The organism is Pseudomonas guariconensis (genome assembly GCF_040822035.1).
GTDB lineage: Bacteria > Pseudomonadota > Gammaproteobacteria > Pseudomonadales > Pseudomonadaceae > Aquipseudomonas > Aquipseudomonas guariconensis.
The window spans coordinates 4702948-4721416 of sequence record NZ_CP162012.1 but is presented as its reverse complement, the minus strand read 5'-3'; the positions used below and the strand labels follow the sequence as shown (position 1 = coordinate 4721416).

Here is an 18469-nt window from a genome sequence, read left to right as displayed (position 1 = left end):
GTGAGAGCGCCGGCGTCTGAACATCGAACTTTTCGATCTTAAGCGGCGATATTCAGCCTGCGCATGCTCTGCAGCCTGCTGATACAATCGGGCCATTGAAAATTGCCTACTTTTAGGAGCACAACGTGCCCGTCGTCTTTGTCGCCGCCTCGAAACTCCCGACTCCCTTCGCGATCTTCACCATGCATGGTTTTCTCGATGAAGCCACGGGCCGCGAGCACGTGGTGCTCAGCCTGGGTGATATCGCCGATGGTCAGCCGGTGCTGGGGCGCCTGCATTCCGAATGCCTGACCGGCGATGCGTTGTTCAGTCAGCGCTGCGACTGCGGCTCGCAACTGGAGGCCGCCCTGCAGGCCATCGCCCGCGAAGGCCGTGGCGTGCTGCTGTACCTGCGCCAGGAAGGTCGCGGGATCGGCCTGTTGAACAAGATCCGCGCCTATGAACTCCAGGACGGTGGCGCCGATACCGTCGAAGCCAACGAACGCCTGGGCTTTGCTGCGGACCAGCGCGACTACGCGATGTGCCTGCCGATGCTCGAACACCTGGGCGTACAGTCACTGCGTCTGATGACCAACAACCCGCGCAAGGTCAAGGCACTGACCGACATGGGCATCAAGGTCGCCGAGCGCGTCCCGCTGCACACTGGGCACAACCCGCACAACCGTCACTATCTGGCCACCAAGGCCGGCAAGCTCGGCCACATGATGGGCAACGAGCACCAGGGCGAGCCCCAGGCGTGACCCGCGGCCAGGTGAAGCGGCGCCTGGCGCTGGCCTGGTGGCAATACCTGGCGGTGGGCCTGGTGCCGTTGCCAGTGATGGCCTGGGCCTTTGGCGGCGGCGATGCCTTGATTCCCGTCTTGGCGATGCCCCTGTTCATTGCCGGTGCTGCGACCATGTTCCTCAGCCTGCCGCGCTTTGGCGCGTATAAGCGCGCCTTGATCGCGACGTCCAAGGCGCTGGGTTCGCCGGAGGAGCCGCAGGCCTGGATCGTACTGGCCCAGGTGCGGCGCATGGCCATGCTGTTCGCCTGCTTCCCGGCCTGGGTAGCGGCGCTGTCGGTGCTGGTGGGCCTGGAGACAGTGCCTCAGGTGCTGCTGGCGCTTTCCACGGTGGTACTGCTCTACCTCTACCGCATCCCTCGCCAGCTGGGGTGATGCGCGTACTTCTCTGCCTGTTGGCCCTGCTGGCCTTCGGCGCCCTGGCCGAAGACAGGCCAAGGGTCATCAGCCTGGCGCCCTCAATGAGCGAAATCATGCTCGAACTGCACGCCGAGGACTTGCTGGTGGGTGTGCTTGATGGCGGTGAGCGGCCTGCGGCGTTGTCTGGCCTGCCATCGGTGGGACGCCATGGGCAATTGGACATGGAGCGCCTGCTCAGCCTCAAGCCTGATCTGTTGCTGCTGTGGCCCGACAGCGTGGCCCCGGCCCAGCGCGATCAACTCAGGCACCTTGGGATCGCGACGTTCGTCGGTGAACCCAAGGACATCGACCAACTCATCGGGCAGATCGAAACCATCGGACAGCGGGTCGGCCGAGCGGAGCAAGGCCGGCAATACGCACAGGCCCTGCGTGAGCGGCTGCGCAGCTTGCGCGAGCAGTACCATCGTGAACGACCGCTGCGAGTGTTCTACCAGGTTTGGGACAAACCGCTGTACACCCTCGGCGGGCGGCAGATCGTCAGCGACGCTTTGACGGTTTGCGGTGCCAGCAACCTGTTCGCCGACCTTCCCCAGCCTGCACCACAGGTGAGCGTGGAGGCCGTACTGTTGCGCGATCCTGACGTGATCCTGGCCGGTGATCCGGCGCAACTGGCGAGCTGGAAGGCCTGGCGTACGCTCAGTGCGGTGAAGGCCGACCGCCTGCTGGTGGTGCCCGACAAAGGCCTGGAGCGCCCCAGCGGTCAGATGATCGACGCCACGGCACGTTTGTGCGCGTTGCTGGAGGCTAAAGCACCGGTGTCCAGGTGACGCTCAGCAGCCAGGTGCGGCCTTCTTCGCGATACCCGTAGTTGGCGCCCTCATAGTTGTAATGGGTGCGGCTGTATTGCTTGTCCAATAGGTTGTCCAGCTTCAGGTCGAACTTCACCTCATTGGTAGCTGCCCAGCTGCCGCGCAGTCCCAGTAGACCGTATCCGCCAACAGTGTCGGTGTTCGCTTCATCGTTGTAGCTGCTGCTGACCGCCTGCCAACTGGCGCCCAGCGCGAAACGTTCGAACTGCCGATCGAGGTCCAGGCTCACGGTACGTCGGGCACGGCGGGAGAGGGTGTGGCCGCTGTCGCGGTCGCGTGGATCGATCAGCGAGAGGCCCAGTTGGGAGGTCCAGCCGTCCCAGTCCTGGCTCAGAGCCATCTCGAAACCATTGACCCGCGCGGAATCGACATTCTCCGGGCGTACGCTGTAGTTGATAGCGTCCTGCAGGTCGGTGCGATACAGCGAGGCTTCCAGCTTACTGCGCTCGCTCAGCTGGCTGCGCCATTGCAGCTCGTAACTCTTGGAACGTTCAGGCTTGAGATCCGGATTGTTGTAGCCCGGGAAGTACAGGTCGTTGAAAGTCGGTGCCCGAAAACCTTCGCTGTACGAGAGCAGCACATCGTTATTCACGTTGAGCGGTACTGTCAGGCTACCGCTCCAGCTGGTCTGGCCGCCGAACTGCTGGTTGCGGTCATGACGTACGCCAAGCTCGGTGGAAAAGTATTCGCCACGGAATCGGTGCTGGGCGAAGGCGGCGCGGTTCCAGCGGCTGTCTTCGGTGAAATCGGCACTGGCATGGACACGATCTTCGTACCAGTCGCCTCCCAGCAGCAGGCTGTTGCGGTCATCCAGTGTCAGGTCGTTCTGCCAGGTGGCTTGGTCGCGGTAGGTATTGAATGGATAGCGGGTCCCGGCGAGTTTGTCGCGGCTTTCGTCGCGATTCTCGCTATGGGCCAACTCCAGCCGACTATTCCATCCCTCGCTGACCTGAGCGTCCAGATAGCTGCCGATGCTGCTGACGGAAAAGTCCGAATAGGGCTCTTGTGCGCTGAAACCACGAGGCTCGTCGTACTCGCGGCGTCCACGGCTATCGAGCACATTCAGCCCTGTCTCGAAACGTTCGCTGAAGGTGTGGCTTAGACTCAGGTTGAATGACTTGTTGCGGTAGGCGTCATGATCCGCGTCGCTGGCAAAGGATGGCCCGGTCGAATCGATGCCTGCCGTCTCATCCAGGCTGGCGCCGAGGTTGAAGCGGGTCGCCTCGCTGCCGCCGGAGAGCCCGAGGCTGCGCTGGAAGCTCTGGTTGCTGCCCGCCGCCAGGCGCAGGCGTGGTTGCAGGCCAGGACCTGTGCCGCGACGGGTGAAAATCTGGATGACCCCGCCAATGGCATCGCTGCCATAGATCGCCGAGCGTGACCCGCGCAGCACTTCGACCCGCTCGATCTGGTCGACGTCCAGGTATTGCAGGGCGCTGTCCCCGGATGTGGCATTGGCGATGCGCACGCCATCGACCAGCACCAGGGTCTGGGCCGCCTTGGTGCCGCGGATGAAGATCCCTGGCAGGCTGCCGCGTCCACCGGTGGGCGCTACCTGAAGGCCAGGCACACGGGTCAGCAGGTCGGTGACATTGGAGGGTTGCAGGCGATCAATGTCGTGACGGGTGAACACGGTATTCGCGGCGCTGGTGGCGCTGCGCGACTCGACCTGGCGACTGGCGCTGATCAGCACGTCGGGGAGTTTGAGGGCATCGTCGCGGTCCGGTTCGGCGGCCAGTAAGGCGGTGGGCAGGCAGAAAACTGCAGTGGCGAGGGACGAAATCTTCATCGGTAGTTCCATAACATTCGCGGGCAAGCCCCGCTTCCCCAGGGCTTGAGAGCAACCCTGTGGAAGCGGGGCTAGCCCGCGAATGCGTCAATCAGACAGCGTAAAGGCTTACAGGCCGAGCTTGGCCATCCGGGCCTTCACCGAGGCTTCGATACCGGCGGCATCGAGCCCGCACTCGGCCAGCATCTGCGCAGGCTTGGCGTGTTCGACGTAAATGTCCGGCAGGCCCAGGTGCAGCATCGGCTTGAGCACGGCTTCCTGGGTCAGGAACTCACTGACCGCAGCCCCCGCACCGCCCATGATGGCGTTCTCTTCGATGGTCACCAGCAGATCATGGTGGGCGGCCAGTTCCAGCACCAAGGCCTCATCCAAGGGTTTGACGAAGCGCATGTCGACCACGGTGGCGTTGAGGCCGTCGGCGACCTTCATGGCCTCGGCCAGTTGCACACCGAACACCAGCAGGGCGACTTTCTCGCCTTTGCGGCGAACCACGCCCTTGCCGATTGGAAGCGGCTCCAGGTCGCCACTGATCGGTGCGTTGGGGCCGGTACCACGAGGGTAGCGCACTGCCGCCGGGCCGTTGTACAGGTGGCCGGTGCTGAGCATCTTGCGCAGTTCGTTCTCGTCGCTTGGGGTCATCACCAGCATGCCCGGGATGCAACGCAGGTACGAGAGGTCGAAGCTGCCCGCGTGCGTCGGGCCGTCTTCGCCGACCAGGCCTGCGCGGTCGATGGCGAACAGCACGTCGAGGTTCTGTACCGCCACATCGTGGATCAACTGGTCATAGGCACGCTGCAGGAAGGTGGAGTAGATCGCCACCACCGGCTTGGCACCTTCGCAGGCCATGCCTGCGGCCAGGGTGACCGCGTGCTGCTCGGCAATCGCCACGTCGAAGTAGCGCTCCGGGTAGCGTTCGCTGAAGGCCACCAGGTCCGAGCCTTCCTTCATTGCGGGGGTGATGCCCACTAGGCGATTGTCGGCCGCGGCCATGTCGCACAGCCATTGGCCGAACACCGCCGAGTACTTCGGCCCGCTGACCTTCTTCGGTGCGACCGGTTTGTCGGCAGGTTCGAGCTTGGTGATGGCGTGGTAGCCGATCGGGTCCACTTCGGCCGGGGCGAAGCCTTTGCCTTTTTTGGTGATCACGTGCAGGAACTGCGGGCCCTTGAGGTCACGCATGTTGCGCAGAGTGGCAATCAGGGTCGGCAGGTCGTGGCCGTCGATAGGGCCGATGTAGTTCCAGCCCAGTTCCTCGAACAAGGTGCCGGGCACCAGCATGCCTTTGGCGTATTCCTCGGTGCGGCGGGCGATTTCCCAGGCGCCGGGCAGGCGCGACAGGACCTTCTTGCTGCCCTCGCGCATGCTCGCGTAGGTGCGGCTGGACAGGATCTTGGCCAGGTAGTTGGACAGGCCGCCCACGTTGCGCGAGATCGACATGTCGTTGTCGTTGAGGATCACCAGCATGTCGGCGTCGACTTCCTGGGCGTGGTTCAACGCCTCGAAGGCCATGCCGGCGGTCAGCGCGCCGTCCCCGATCACCGCGATCGACTTGCGTGGGTCGTTCTGCAGGCGGGCGGCAATGGCCATGCCCAATGCGGCACTGATCGACGTGCTGGAGTGGCCGACACCAAAGGTGTCGTACTCGCTCTCGCTGCGCCGCGGGAAGGCGGCGATACCGTCCTTCTGGCGCAGGCTGAGCATACGTTGGCGGCGGCCGGTGAGGATCTTGTGCGGGTAGGCCTGATGGCCCACGTCCCAGACCAGACGGTCGTCCGGCGTGTCGAAGACGTAGTGCAGGGCGATCGTCAGCTCGATGACGCCCAGGCCGGCGCCGAAATGCCCACCGGTCTGACCAACGGTATAGAGCAGCTCCTGGCGCAGCTCGTCGGCCAGGGTCTCCAGGTCGGCTTCAGCCAACCGGCGCAGGCCGGCAGGCGTGTCGGCGCGGTCCAGCAGCGGCGTGACCGGGCGTTCGCGGGGGATCTCTTGAAACGTCGTGGGCATCAGGCGAGTCGTTATAGATGTGAAGACGCGGCAGTTTACCCCATTGTAGGAATTACTGCCCATTCAGACGCAGGTTGCATGCCCCCTGTGCGGGCCGGCTCACCCGCGAATGCGCAGGTCAATTGAGCATCGCATTTGCGGGCTAGCCGGCTCTCACAGTCGAGGTGTCAGGGTTTCAGTGGCGACGTTCGACGATGTAGCGGGCCAATGCGCGAAGGGGGGCTGCGCTGTCACCGAAGCCTTCGAGTGCTGCCAGCGCCTGGTCGCGCAGCTCGAGCGCGTAGGCCTTGGCCGCTTCCAGGCCGAGCAGGGCCGGGTAGGTCGGTTTGTCGCGGGCGATATCGGCCCCCTGGCGTTTACCGAGGGTGGCGGTGTCGCTCTCCACGTCGAGAATGTCGTCCTGCACCTGGAAGGCCAGGCCAATGGCCTGTGCATAACGTTGCAAGGCCTCGAGCTGCGCTTGGCTGGCGCGGGCGCTGGCCAGGGCGCCAAGGCGCACGCTGGCTTCGATCAGGGCGCCAGTCTTGTGCCGGTGCATGTATTCAAGGGCGCGCTGGTCGAGCTTGAGGCCCACCGAGCCCAGGTCGATGGCCTGGCCGCCGACCATGCCCGCTGGCCCAGCAGCCTTGGCCAGAGCCTGGACCATGGCCAGGCGAGTGGCGTCGTCCTGAGGGCTCAGGCGCGCATCGAGCAGGGCGCTGAAGGCCAGGCTCTGCAGGCCGTCGCCGGCCAGAATGGCGCAGGCCTCGTCAAAGGCTTTGTGAGTGGTGGGCTGGCCACGACGCAGGTCGTCGTCGTCCATGGCCGGCAGGTCATCATGCACCAGTGAATAAGCGTGGATCAGCTCCACAGCGCAGGCGGCGCCATTGGCCTGCTCGGCCGGGGCACCGAAGGCCTCGCAGGCAGCGTAGGCCAGCAGTGGGCGTACGCGCTTGCCGCCGTTCATCACGCTGTAGCGCATGGCGGCGTAGAGGCGTTCGAGCTCCTTGGAAGGCGCCTGGAACAGCGGTTCGAGCGCAGCATCGACACGTGCCTGGCAGTTGGCCTGGTAGGCGCTGATCATGCTTCGGGCTCCGCATCGAAAGGCTGGGCCGCCAGTTCGCCATCGCGTTCGAGCAGGATCTGCACCTTCTGTTCGGCCTGTGCCAGGGCGCCCTGGCAGTCACGGGTCAAGGCAATGCCTTGTTCGAAGGCGGCCAGCGACTCTTCCAGCGACAACTCGCCGTTCTCCAGGCGCTCAACCAAGGCTTGCAGGTCGGCGAGGGATTGCTCGAAATCGATGGAGGCTTTTTTGCGGGCCATGGCGACTGTCTCGGTGGCATTCAGAACGGCGCGACACTAGCAGAGCGGGGCAGGGGGAGCAAACCGGGGAGGGTAATCATTCGTCGCATTTTGTTGCATTTGTGTCGGAGGCGGCAGCTTGCAAATTGCAAAGCGCTCAGATTGTGAGCGTTTTGGCCCTCTGCCATAATCCCGCGCGCTCTGCGCCGCGGCCTACAAACCGTCGGCATCTCTCCTACTCGATGTCACGTAACGGATTACGTTGTGAGCTTCCTTTCGATCGAATTCGGCCTCTGCTTCACGCTGTTCTTCATTGTCTATTGGAGCCTGTGCTGGAGCATACGTCTGCAGAACGTGCTGCTGCTGGCGGCCAGCTATGGGCTGGTGGCGAGTTTCAGCCTGCAGTCGCTCTACATACTGCTGGGTTACAGCGTGCTGGTGTACCTGCTCGGGTTGCTGGCGGCGCGTTACCCGGGGCGCTGGTTCAGCCGGGCTTTGTTGCTGGGGTTGGTGCTGGGCTGCTTCTACCTATTCAAGTACCAAGCGTTCTTCGTCGAAGGCGTGCAGGCCGCCCTTGCCCAGTCGGGATGGCGCGTGTCCTTGCCGGTGCTGGAAGTGCTGGTGCCGATTGGCATGTCGTTCTACATCTTCCATTCGGTGAGTTACTTGGTGTCGATCAACCGGTGCGAGCTGGCGCCAGCCGCGCCACTGAATCTTGCGTTGTACCTGGCATTCTTCCCAAGCCTCGTGGCTGGCCCGGTCAACCGTGCCCTGGACATGCTGCCCCAGATCTGTCCAACTGCGATCCGCCAAGTGCTGGAGCCCCAGCGGGCCTTGGGGCTGATTGCCCTGGCAGTGGTCAAAGTTTTTTTACTCGGTGGTTGGCTGGCCAGCGAATGGGTGGATCCGGTGTTCGACACGCCTGGCAGCTTCACGCCCGAGCAGGTGTTGCTGAGTGTGTATGGCTACAGCTTCCTGATCTATTTCAACTTCAGCGGTTACACCAACCTGGTGACCGGCATCGCCCTGCTGCTGGGTTTTCGCCTGCCGGAGAACTTCAACGCGCCCTATGCGGCGCACAACCTCAAGGCATTCTGGGGGCGTTGGCATATCAGCTTGTCGCGCTTCATCCGTGACTATGTCTATATCCCCTTGGGCGGCAATCGCCAGGGCGTGTGGCGCGGCAACCTGAACATGTTGCTGGCCATGTTGGTGTCCGGCCTTTGGCATGGTGCGAGCCTGAACTTCATTCTCTGGGGCGCGCTTCATGGTGTGGGGCTGGCGGTCTACAAGCTGTTCGATCAACTGCTGCCTGGGGCCAAGGCACTGCCGGGGGCAGGGCTGGCTGCGCGATTGCTGACCTTCCACTATGTGGCATTCGCCTGGGTGTTCTTCCGCAGTACGACACTCGAGGACGCCTGGGAAATGCTCGGCAATGTCGCCCAGGTGAGCATCGCCGGATTGTCGTCCTCCACGGGTTTGGCGGTGCTTGGCTGCGTGTTGTGCGTGGCGACTTATCCACAGTGGCTGGCGATCTTGCGCCAGGGCTTTGCCGCCAGCCAGCGCCTGCCATGGCCGTTGTATCCGGTGCCGCTGGCGGTATTCGTGTCGTTGGTGATCTTTGCATCGCAATCGGGCGTGCCGGGGTTCATCTATGCCAGTTTCTGATATCCGACAGTTGTTCCAGGCGCAGTTGGGCGCTGCCCGGGTGCTTTACGCGTTGGTCATCGCTACGCTGCTGCTGTGCTGGCTGAACCAGGACTCGATCAAGCTGTATTGCCAGCAGAAATACCACCAAGGTTGTGAGCTGCCGGTCATCGGCCAATCGCCTGCCTGGCGCTTTGGCGCAAGCCTTACCTTGGCACTGGAAGACGCACGCGACAGCTTTGTCGACAGCCTGCGGCGCAATACGCAGGTGGCCGCGACCCCGGCGCCTGTCGTCCTGCCGCCGACCATGCCGGTGGTGACCGTGGATCTGCAATCGGTCGCTCCGCCTGCCAAGCCTCGGCCAGCGCCCACGGTACAAGCGCCGTCGGCCAAGGCCGTGCTGCCGATCGTAGCGCCCTCCGGCACGCTGGCGAGCCTAGCCACCGGCGATGAAGTCTTTCTGGTGGGGGACTCGCTGATGCAGGGCGTGGCGCCGCACCTGGCCAACAGCCTGCGCAAGCGCTACCAGATCAAGACGGTCAACCTCAGCAAGCAAAGCACCGGCCTCGCCTACCCGGGGTTTTTCAATTGGCCCAAGACCGTGACCGACACCCTGGCTGCCAATCCGAACATTCGCCTGATGATCGTGTTCATGGGGCCGAACGATCCCTGGGACATGCCCCAGGGCAAGGGCAAGCCGTTCCTGCGTTTCAAGTCGCCTGAGTGGGAGGCGATCTACCGCTCGCGGATCGACGCGATCCTCGAGCAGGCCCGCCAGCGCAAGGTCCAAGTGATCTGGGTTGGCCCGCCGAATATGGAACAGCCTCGGCTGTCCACGGCGATGGCTTACCTCAGTGGTCTGTATCAAGAGCGTACGGCGTTGTTCGGCCAGCACTATGTCTCGGCCAACCCTTTCCTTGGCTACCCTGACGAGCAGTTCGCCTATGCAGTGCAGACACCAGAGGGGCAGCGGGTCAAGGTGCGGGGCGACGACGGCATTCATTTCACCATCACCGGTCAGAAGATGATCGCAGCACAGGTGCTGTCGCTGATCGCCTTCCCGGGTTTGACTGTTACAGGACATTGAAATGCGCCAATGGCATCACCTGCTGGGCCTGACCCTGCTGATCTGCGCCCTGCCAGGCTGCAGCACCGGTGCGGGGGCTGCCGCGCAGGCACAGCCTGCGGCCAGGACGGTTCCCGCACAGCCGGCGCGTCAGGATGGCAACATCGCGCTGCTGGCGAACAAACTGCGCGGCGCCAATCGAGCGGGCGTCTCCATCGTCCAGTTCGGTGACTCGCATACCGCCGCCGACCTGTTCAGCGGCGAGCTGCGTCGGTTGTTGCAGCAGCGCTATGGCGATGGGGGTATCGGCTTGATACCGGCATCGTCCGTGCCGGGAATCCGCAACGACCGGGTGATCGTCGCCAGTGCGCGGCAACAGTGGGAGTTGGTGTCGGCGCGCAATCAGCAGAGCAGCCAGTTTCCCCTGGGTGGATACTTGTCGCGGCCGGTGCTGGCAAACGCCAGCGTGACGCTTCAGGCCCGCGACCCCGATACGCAGCGCTACCGAATCTCGGCGTTGTACCAGGCAGCAGGCAACAGCACGCTGGTGGCCAATGGCAACCAGCGGCGCATGCTCCCGGCCAGCAATGGGCAGTGGCGCTTCAGTCCGGCGTTCACCAATCTGAGCTTGCCGGTGCGGCTCGGCGTGGAAGACAGTCAAGGTGTGATACTGGGTGGCTGGTACATCCAGGGCCAGAAGAACGCCGGCGTGACCTATTCGTCCCTGGGCATCAACGGTGCTCGGCTGGAGGTGGTGAACAAGTGGCAACCCGGTTGGCAGGAGAGCCTCAAGACCCTGCGACCGGACTTGGTGATCCTCGCCTACGGCACCAACGAAGCCTTCGATGACACCCTCGACCTGAGTCTCTACCAATCGCAGTTGGACGCGGCCCTCAGCGGACTGCGCCAGGCGCTGCCGCGTGCGGCGATCCTGTTGATAGGCCCGCCCGACTCGATCAAGCATCGCAAGGCTCGCACCTGTACGGCCCGCCAGCCGCAGCCGTTGGCGTCGGTGATTCGCATCCAGCGCCAGGCCGCGCAGAAGCACAAGGCGCTGTTCTGGGACTGGCAGGCATACATGGGTGGGCCGTGCTCGATCGCGGCCTGGCAAGCGAGTGGGCTGGCGCGTCCGGATCTGGTGCACCTGACCGCCGAGGGGTATCGCAAAAGCGCGGCGGGGCTGTATCAATTCTTGAAAGGGCCGCTGCAGCTGCGCTGACAGCGGCAGCATTGTGAGCGCCGAAGACGGCCCGCTCCCGCAAAAACCACGATGCTCTCGAGAGCGCCTAGGATCTAGTGGGAGCGGGTTCACTGCGCAGAAGTCGCCGCGCAGCAAGCATGTTGCGCTGACTCAGGCCGGCACGGCTTCGCGCTCGGCCATCGCCTCGCGATAGCGCGCCAACTCCTCGATGGTCAGCACCGGCAGGTTGTACTGGCGGGCATAGACCGCCACCTGCTCGCCCCGGGCCATGCTGCCGTCGGGGTTCATCAGTTCGCACAGCACCGCCGCCGGGCGCAGGCCGGCCAGGCGTGCCAGGTCCACCGAGCCTTCAGTGTGGCCACGACGTGTCAGGACGCCGCCATTGCGCGCACGCAGCGGGAACACATGCCCGGGGCTGACGATGTGGCGCTGCTCGGCAGTGGAGCGCAGCGCGGCTTCGATGGTGGTGATGCGGTCCTGGGCGGACACGCCGGTGCTGACGCCCTCAGCCGCTTCGATGCTGACGGTGAAGCCGGTGCCATGGCGCGCCTGGTTGTTCTGCACCATCGGCGCCAATTGCAGGGCGTCGACCGTGGCTTCGTCCAGGCACAGGCAGACGATGCCGCTGCAGTCGCGGATCATCATGGCCATGGTCTGCAGCGAGATGTTCTCGGCGGCGGCGATGATGTCCGCTTCGTCCTCGCGGTCGTCATCGTCGAGCAGCAGCACAGGACGCCCGGCCTGGAAGGCGGCGATGGCAGCGGTGACATTGGGGAATTGGGGATGATGCGTGGTGGACATGAAACGCTCCTCGTAAATGATCGATGAACGTCTCGGGGCGAACAAAATGCGCGCGCAGGAGCACCGGATGGCCCCCGCCTGACGCCTTCTTTCATCCGGACTATGACCGTCGGCCCTGGAATCTCACCAGGTCTGCTGACCCCCGGCATGGCCGGGGCGCTCGCGGGCTTATCTTTCGATTTACCGCCGGTGGGGACTTTCACCCCGCCCTGAAGACCGGGCAAGCATACCCCACTGTGCCACCCCGCTGGCAAGCCGGCGGTGTACGACCTTCGGCGGTATCATGGCCACCAAGGCTTTTGTGAGGCAGTACATCATGGACATTCTCGACGTCGCCGGCGGCAAGCCGGTCAAGCTGTGGACCGAAGGCGTGCCGGTGGAGGACGACGCCCGCAAACAACTGATGAATACCGCGCGCATGCCGTTCATCTTCAAGCACCTTGCGGTGATGCCGGACGTGCACTTGGGCAAGGGCTCGACCATCGGTAGCGTCATCCCTACTGTCGGGGCGATCATCCCGGCTGCGGTGGGGGTGGACATCGGTTGCGGCATGATCGCCGCGCGCACCTCGCTGCACGCCCGTGACTTGCCGGATAACCTGCACGGCCTGCGCAGCGCCATCGAAAAAGCCGTGCCCCATGGCAAGACCTTCGGGCGGCGTGACCAGGGCGCCTGGGACGCGGTGCCTAACCATGCCGACCAGGCTTGGCGCGGGCTGGCCGCGCGTTTCAAGGCGATCACAGACAAGTACCCGCGCTTGGAGAAAACCAACAATCGCCATCACCTGGGCACCCTGGGTGGCGGCAACCATTTCATCGAGGTTTGCCTGGATGAGGCCGACCGCGTGTGGTTCATGCTGCACAGTGGCTCGCGCGGTGTCGGCAACGCCATCGGCAACCTGTTCATCGAACTGGCCCAGGCCGACATGCGCCAGCACTTGGCGAACCTGCCCGACAAGGACCTTGCCTACTTCGAAGAAGGCAGCCGGCATTTTGCAGACTACGTGGAGGCGGTGGAGTGGGCCCAGGACTTCGCACGGCACAACCGCGAGCTGATGATGCAGGCGGTGATTGCCACCACGCGCAAGGTCTTGGGCAAGCCTTTCGAAGCGAATCTCGAGGCGGTCAATTGCCACCACAACTACGTGCAGCGTGAGCAGCACTTCGGCCGTGAGGTATTGGTCACCCGCAAAGGCGCGGTGTCAGCGCAAAAAGGCCAGTTGGGTATCATTCCCGGATCCATGGGCGCCAAGAGCTTCATCGTGCGTGGGCTGGGCAACGAAGAGTCGTTCTGCTCCTGTAGCCATGGCGCAGGTCGGGTGATGAGCCGCACCAAGGCCAAGAGCCAATTCACTGTCGAGGACCAGCGGCGGGCCACGGCACACGTGGAGTGCCGCAAGGACAAGGACGTGATCGATGAGATCCCGATGGCCTACAAGGACATCGATGCGGTGATGCACGCCCAGCGAGAGCTTGTGGAAGTGCTTCACACCTTGCGTCAGGTGGTGTGTGTCAAAGGCTAAGCCTTGTAGGTGCGGGTTCGGATGATGATTGCGCCGAGCCCTTGATTGGGTGCGGAGAATCCTCCACCGGCGAAAAAAGTAGGATCTCGAGCACCCCTCGTTCTCTTTTCGGAGAGAAGCTTTTAGGACCCTTCCCAAACCACTGAACACCTACCTACGGCCCGATTACCTGTTGGTTTAATCCCGCCCCTACTGGATATCGGATGATCAGAAGGGGCACAGGGATGTCGCATGTTTTTTCGGCCTGGGTGCTCGTTGCCGTTGGCTGCACGAGCTTGATCATTGCCGCAGCGCCCATGTCACGCAGGGGATAGGAGCATTTGCGGACAATTAAAAAGCCGGCTTGTGGCCGGCTTCTCGGGGACGGTCTTGGCTAATTTTTGGTAAGCCGCAACCGCCTTAACGGGATGGCCATGAAGGCCTGAAAAGAGATGGCGGACGGCTGTGTGAGGCGTCGCCAGGCCCTCTGGATCGCGGCTTGCGCCGGCCGGGGCTGAATGTGCGGCGTAGCATACTAGGGCTGGCGCGGGTTGCCCAGCAAAAAGTGGCGCCGGGGTGTTTCAGCAAGGGCGGCGTAGGCTGAAACATGACCAGTGGAATACCCAACCGAGGATCTGCATGCCCTGGGCCTGGCGCTGGCGGGGGGTGTAACGCTCTGTGGGCTCATGACCGTGCAGGTACAGGTTGTCCAGTCGATCGCGGCTCAGGCGATGAACCCTCAAGCGGCCATTGTGCATCAACACGTAGGTCTCGCCGTCCACGACCCATGTCAGGCTCCGGTCGATGACCAGGGTGGCGTCGGTGGGGATGATCGAAGCGATGCCGGTCATGGGCATCGGGATGCAGGCGGCATCTTCTGGGGCAACGCCCAGCATCTGCAGCATTTGTTCGGAAAACGACAGGTATTTGTCTTCGTCGGGCTGGAGCGTTCCATTGCGCAGCAGATGGATCGGGAGGCGGATGAAGGTCCCTTCTTGATTGGCTGGTTGCGCCATGTTGAGGTGCGAGGGGTATGGGTTCGCGAGTGGATTGACGTGCTTGGGCCCTTCGCCCGTGCGCAGCCAGCGCCGATGTACGCAGAACAGTTCGGCGATATCGTCCAGCCGGGCCAAGGGCACGCCGCGCCTGAACCAGTTGTTGACGTGCTGGGGTGTGACACCGCGAAGGATGGCAAAGTCGGAAGGGGTCAGGTGGCACTCCTGGAGGAGGACTCTGAGACGGTCACCGGAAGTATTCATGGAGGCCGAGTCTAGCGAGTCGGTGCGGGGGCGGGAATGAACCGGGAGTTGATGAGTTTTGTAGGAAATAAATGCAATTGTCGGAGCTTTGCGTAGGGCAAAGTAGGCCGTTTCGCGTGAAGGTGCCGTGCATTTCAACCAGGCAAAAAAAACCCTGCCGAAGCAGGGCTTTTCTTCAATCCGGTCTTAGCCCTTGTAGGCGGCAACCGACTTGGTGATCTCGGCACGGGCGGCATCAGCGCCTTCCCAGCCCTTGACCTTGACCCACTTGCCTTTCTCCAGATCTTTGTAGTTCTCGAAGAAGTGCTTGATCTGTTCCAGCAGCAGGGCTGGCAGGTCGGTGTATTCCTTCACGTCGACGTACAGCTGGCTCAGCTTGTCGTGCGGAACGGCCAGGACCTTGGCATCGCCACCGCTCTCGTCGTCCATGTGCAGGACGCCGACCGGACGGGCGCGGATGACCGAACCTGGAGCGACCGGGTACGGGGTCACGACCAGCACGTCCAGCGGATCACCGTCGTCGGCCAGGGTATTCGGGATGTAGCCGTAGTTGGCTGGGTAGAACATCGGGGTGGCCATGAAACGGTCGACGAACAGGGTGTCGCTGTCCTTGTCGATCTCGTACTTGATCGGCGCGTGGTTAGCCGGGATCTCGATGGCGACGTAGATGTCGTTCGGCAGGTCTTTGCCCGCCGGAATCTTGCTGTAGCTCATTGGGCAGTGCCCCCGTGTTTGACCAAAAAGTGGCGGCGATTATAGGCACATTCCTACCGGGCATGCCACGCCCCGCCGGATGTGCGGCCCCGTCAGGCCTGGGTTTCGCGGTACAGAGGGTGCTCGGCCTGCAACCGGTCCAGGCGTGCGAGCGGGTCCTGGCGATAGAACAGCGCCAGTTGCTGGTACACCTGTGGATAAACCTGGTGCAGCAGGTCGGGCGCACTGAAGAAGTACTCGCTGGTGACGGCGAAGAATTCCGCCGGGTTTTCGGCGGCGTACGGGTCGATGGCGGTCTCGGCGTCGGGATTGGCGTCCAATTGCCGGTTCATGTCGTCATAGGCCTGCTGCATGGCGCTGGCCCAGTCTTCCACGCGCATGCCCTTGTGCAGCGGCGGCAGACCATTGGCATCGCCATTAAGCATGTCGAGCTTGTGGGCCAGTTCGTGGATCACCAGGTTGTAGCCTTCCCAGCCGCCACTGGCCAGCACCCCGGGCCAAGCCAGGATCACGGGGCCCTGTTGCCAGGCTTCACCGCTGTGCTCGGCGTCCCAAGTGTGTTCGACACCGCTGGCGTCGCGGTGGCGCTGGGGGCTCACGAAGTCGTCGGGGTAGAGGATGATTTCGTGGAAGCCCTGGTACCAGTTCAGCTCGCCTAGATGCAGCAGCGGCAGTTGGGCCTGGGCGGCGAGGAACAGACGCTGTTCGTCGTCCAACTGCACCCCGGGCAAGGCGGTCAGGTGCTTGTCGTGCAGAAACAGCACACAGGCTTCACGCAGGGTGCGGTCTTCTTCGTCACTGATGCCGTCGAGCATGGGCAGGCGCTCGCGAATCACCTGCCACAGCTGCGGATCGACGGGGTATCGAGCCAGGGTACGTCGGCGACGCCAGGCGCGCAGCGACCACATGACCGGTCAGTGGGCCTTCGCCGTGCGGCCCAGGCGGCCACGCAGCAGACCCAGGATCATCGGCACCAGCGACAGGATAATGATGCCGACGACCATCAGCGACAGGTGCTGCTTGATGAACGGGACGTTGCCGAAGAAGTAGCCCAGGGTCACCAGGCCGCCGACCCACAGCAGCGAACCTGTGATGCTGAAGGCCAAAAAACGCGGGTAGAGCATGTGTGCGATGCCAGCGACGAATGGCGCGAAAGTCCGCAGGATCGGCAGGAAGCGCGCCATGGTCACGGTCTTGCCGCCATGGCGCTCGTAGAAGTCATGGGTACGCTGCAGGTAGTCGCGGCGGAAGATTTTCGAGTTGGGATTGCGGAACAGTCGCTCGCCCGTGGTTCGGCCGATGACGTAGTTGGTGCTGTCGCCCAGGATCGCCGCCGCCATCAGCAGGCCGGCCAGCAGTACCGGATCCATGCCACCGCCTGCAGCGACGGCGCCAGCGATGAACAGCAAGGAGTCGCCCGGCAAGAAGGGCATCACCACCAGGCCGGTTTCGCAGAAGATAACCGCGAAGAGAATCGCGTAGATCCAGGGGCCGTAGTTGGTGACCAGCAGATCGAGGTAAGCATCGAGATGCAGGATAAGGTCCAGCGGGTTGAATTCCATGTACAACACCTGTGTTCTTGACCCGCAGCTACGGGCGCACGATGACGGACTGTGCCAAGGGCGTAGGCTTTTTTACCTGCGGATGGGTAAATTTTCACACATGACAGGAAGGGCATTATACGGCGATGGCAGGAATGTGCCCGGGGAGTTTGTAGCGGCGGGTTTCGAGGGGCGTTGCTCAGGGAATCCAAGCGATTCATCCCCCTGTGGGAGCGAATAAACTCGCTCCCACAGGATAAGGCGGTGCTCAGTCCTGAGTGATCGGCAAAATGTAGTTTTCGAACTCGGTGTCCTTGCGAAAACCGATCGATTCATAGGTCTTGCGTGCCACGTCATTGTCGCTGCTGGTAGAGACCCGCATGCGCACGGCGTTGGTGTCCTTGGCCATCTTCTTGGCTTCACGCATCAGATGATCGGCCACCAGCATGCGCCGGGAATCTTCGGCCACGTAGATGTCGTTGAGGATCCACACGCGCTTGAGCGACAGGGAGGAAAAGCTCGGGTACAGCTGGCAGAAGCCAAGCAGGCGACCCTCTTCGTCATCCGGTAGGGCCAGGTAGATCACCGATTCGCCCCGCTTGAGGCGTTTTTCCAGAAAACTGCGTGAGCTGTCCGGGTAGGGCAACTGCCCATAGAACTCGCGGTACTTCACGAACAATGGGGTCAGCAGGTCGAGGTGTTCCAGGGTTGCCTTGATGATGCGCATGTGCGGCCCTCAGTGTCCATTTGGGGATACGGCGGATTGCCAGCAGCTTCAATCGCATGCTGCCCAAAGCAGGTTAGAAGCGCAATCCGCCTTCCATTACATGTTTTTTACCGCTCTCCCAGCAGGAAGTTTCCGTTTTTGCCTGAAGCCGCCTCGCTCTCGATGCTGTGCACCTCGGCTTCGTCCTTGAGGTTCACCCCGGAGAGCTGGCGCCGGCAGGCCTCGCGCATCAAGTACAGCAGACGGTGGGCCGCCATGCCGTAGCTCAGGCCCTCCAGGCGGACGTTGGAGATGCAGTTGCGGTAGGCATCGGTAAGGCCGACCTTGGGCGCATAGGTGAAGTACAGACCCAGACTGTCGGGCGAGCTCAGGCCCGGGCGTTCGCCAATCAGCATGACCGTCATGCGCGCGCCGAGCAGTTCACCGACTTCATCGGCCACTGCCACACGACCCTGTTCCACCAGCACGACGGGTGCACAGCGCCAGCCGTCGGCTGCGGCCTGCTCTTCGAAGCGGGCCAGGAAGGGCAGGGTATGGCGATGCACGGCCAGGGCCGACAGACCATCGGCGACCACGATCGCAAGATCGACGCCGCCCGGGTTGGTCTGGGCGTGTTCACGCAGGCGCTGGACGGAATCCTCGTCCAGGCGCCGGCCCAAGTCGGGCCGCTGCAGGTACTGGTGGCGGTCGCTGGCCGCGCTGTGCACCAGCAGGGTTTCGCGCCCACGGGCATTGAGTTGCTCGCGCAGGCCAGCGTGGTCGAAGGGCAGGTGCACGGCGTCGCGGGCCTGGGCGTGGGCGAACTGGAAGTCCAGCTGCGCGCCGGTCGGCAGGCTGGTGCCGGTGCGGCCGAGGGCGATGCGTGCTGGGGTCAGGTTGCGCAGGGCCAGCCAGGGATTTTCGGGAGTGGGTGTCTGTCGGTCCATGGTCA

At 63.2% G+C, this 18469-nt stretch carries 18 protein-coding genes and 1 riboswitch; of the genes, 7 read left to right on the top strand and 11 right to left on the bottom strand.

Translation table 11 applies throughout. From position 1 onward, the window contains the following. Positions 1-125 precede the first annotated feature (125 nt). Genes ribA through AB1N67_RS21885 form a run of 3 tightly spaced genes read left to right on the top strand, consistent with a single transcriptional unit; the run spans position 126 to position 1968 of the window. A complete protein-coding gene (ribA, locus tag AB1N67_RS21895) occupies positions 126-740 on the top strand; it encodes a GTP cyclohydrolase II (RefSeq protein WP_043210209.1) in 615 nt (204 codons plus the stop codon). Then, a complete protein-coding gene (locus AB1N67_RS21890) occupies positions 737-1156 on the top strand; it encodes an MFS transporter (RefSeq protein WP_090346923.1) in 420 nt (139 codons plus the stop codon). Before ribA ends, AB1N67_RS21890 begins: the two co-directional genes overlap by 4 nt. After that, the gene (locus tag AB1N67_RS21885; RefSeq protein ID WP_043210206.1) at positions 1156-1968 is read left to right on the top strand and encodes a cobalamin-binding protein; all 813 of its coding nucleotides are present in this window, start codon (positions 1156-1158) and stop codon (positions 1966-1968) included. Before AB1N67_RS21890 ends, AB1N67_RS21885 begins: the two co-directional genes overlap by 1 nt. Here the strand turns inward: AB1N67_RS21885 and AB1N67_RS21880 are convergent. From AB1N67_RS21880 to AB1N67_RS21865, 4 genes are all read right to left on the bottom strand, one after another. Beyond that, positions 1946-3796: a TonB-dependent receptor plug domain-containing protein gene (locus AB1N67_RS21880; RefSeq protein ID WP_367863383.1), complete on the bottom strand. Its 1851-nt coding sequence runs from the start codon at positions 3794-3796 to the stop codon at positions 1946-1948. The genes AB1N67_RS21885 and AB1N67_RS21880 overlap by 23 nt on opposite strands. A 108-nt stretch (positions 3797-3904) precedes the next feature. Then, a complete protein-coding gene (dxs, locus tag AB1N67_RS21875) occupies positions 3905-5800 on the bottom strand; it encodes a 1-deoxy-D-xylulose-5-phosphate synthase (RefSeq protein WP_043210202.1) in 1896 nt (631 codons plus the stop codon). Positions 5801-5975: 175 nt separating this feature from the next. Then, positions 5976-6863: a (2E,6E)-farnesyl diphosphate synthase gene (ispA, locus tag AB1N67_RS21870; RefSeq protein WP_090346926.1), complete on the bottom strand. Its 888-nt coding sequence runs from the start codon at positions 6861-6863 to the stop codon at positions 5976-5978. Then, positions 6860-7102: an exodeoxyribonuclease VII small subunit gene (locus AB1N67_RS21865; protein WP_011531978.1), complete on the bottom strand. Its 243-nt coding sequence runs from the start codon at positions 7100-7102 to the stop codon at positions 6860-6862. Before AB1N67_RS21865 ends, ispA begins: the two co-directional genes overlap by 4 nt. 243 nt (positions 7103-7345) lie before the next feature. Here AB1N67_RS21865 and AB1N67_RS21860 point away from each other — a divergent pair, with 243 nt between their 5' ends. Genes AB1N67_RS21860 through AB1N67_RS21850 form a run of 3 tightly spaced genes read left to right on the top strand, consistent with a single transcriptional unit; the run spans position 7346 to position 11013 of the window. Further along, positions 7346-8749, top strand: a complete 1404-nt coding sequence (locus AB1N67_RS21860; RefSeq protein ID WP_367863382.1) for an MBOAT family protein — start codon at positions 7346-7348, stop codon at positions 8747-8749. Then, positions 8736-9815 carry an SGNH family hydrolase gene (locus AB1N67_RS21855; protein ID WP_197853731.1) on the top strand — a complete coding sequence of 360 codons (1080 nt, stop codon included), beginning with the start codon at positions 8736-8738 and terminating at the stop codon, positions 9813-9815. The genes AB1N67_RS21860 and AB1N67_RS21855 overlap by 14 nt, the downstream gene beginning before the upstream one ends. Before the next feature lies 1 nt (position 9816). Further along, positions 9817-11013: an SGNH/GDSL hydrolase family protein gene (locus tag AB1N67_RS21850; protein ID WP_367863381.1), complete on the top strand. Its 1197-nt coding sequence runs from the start codon at positions 9817-9819 to the stop codon at positions 11011-11013. 132 nt (positions 11014-11145) lie between these two features. Here the strand turns inward: AB1N67_RS21850 and ribB are convergent, their stop codons facing one another. Next, complete coding sequence (gene ribB, locus AB1N67_RS21845) at positions 11146-11796, bottom strand: 3,4-dihydroxy-2-butanone-4-phosphate synthase (protein WP_317847554.1); 651 nt, start codon at positions 11794-11796, stop codon at positions 11146-11148. Between the two features lie 79 nt (positions 11797-11875). Then, a riboswitch (FMN riboswitch) is annotated at positions 11876-12017 on the bottom strand. A gap of 95 nt (positions 12018-12112) precedes the next feature. On the opposite strand from ribB, the gene AB1N67_RS21840 reads away from it, so the two are divergent. Continuing rightward, entirely contained in the window at positions 12113-13318 is a 1206-nt protein-coding gene (locus AB1N67_RS21840; protein WP_090346934.1) for an RtcB family protein, read from the top strand. 560 nt (positions 13319-13878) lie between these two features. On the opposite strand, the gene AB1N67_RS21835 is transcribed toward AB1N67_RS21840, so the two are convergent. The 6 genes from AB1N67_RS21835 to eutC all read right to left on the bottom strand — a co-directional run bounded on the left by AB1N67_RS21835 (position 13879) and on the right by eutC (position 18464). Continuing rightward, positions 13879-14556, bottom strand: coding sequence for a S24 family peptidase (locus AB1N67_RS21835; RefSeq protein WP_317847651.1), 678 nt, complete (start codon positions 14554-14556; stop codon positions 13879-13881). A gap of 186 nt (positions 14557-14742) precedes the next feature. Continuing rightward, positions 14743-15270, bottom strand: a complete 528-nt coding sequence (gene ppa / locus AB1N67_RS21830; protein ID WP_043210184.1) for an inorganic diphosphatase — start codon at positions 15268-15270, stop codon at positions 14743-14745. 92 nt (positions 15271-15362) lie between these two features. After that, positions 15363-16178, bottom strand: coding sequence for a zinc-dependent peptidase (locus AB1N67_RS21825; RefSeq protein WP_043210182.1), 816 nt, complete (start codon positions 16176-16178; stop codon positions 15363-15365). A gap of 6 nt (positions 16179-16184) precedes the next feature. Then, a complete protein-coding gene (locus AB1N67_RS21820; RefSeq protein ID WP_043210180.1) occupies positions 16185-16832 on the bottom strand; it encodes a DedA family protein in 648 nt (215 codons plus the stop codon). A gap of 247 nt (positions 16833-17079) precedes the next feature. After that, positions 17080-17538, bottom strand: a complete 459-nt coding sequence (locus tag AB1N67_RS21815; protein ID WP_043210178.1) for a GNAT family N-acetyltransferase — start codon at positions 17536-17538, stop codon at positions 17080-17082. 107 nt (positions 17539-17645) lie between these two features. Next, positions 17646-18464 carry an ethanolamine ammonia-lyase subunit EutC gene (gene eutC, locus AB1N67_RS21810; protein WP_043210319.1) on the bottom strand — a complete coding sequence of 273 codons (819 nt, stop codon included), beginning with the start codon at positions 18462-18464 and terminating at the stop codon, positions 17646-17648. Positions 18465-18469: the final 5 nt, after the last annotated feature.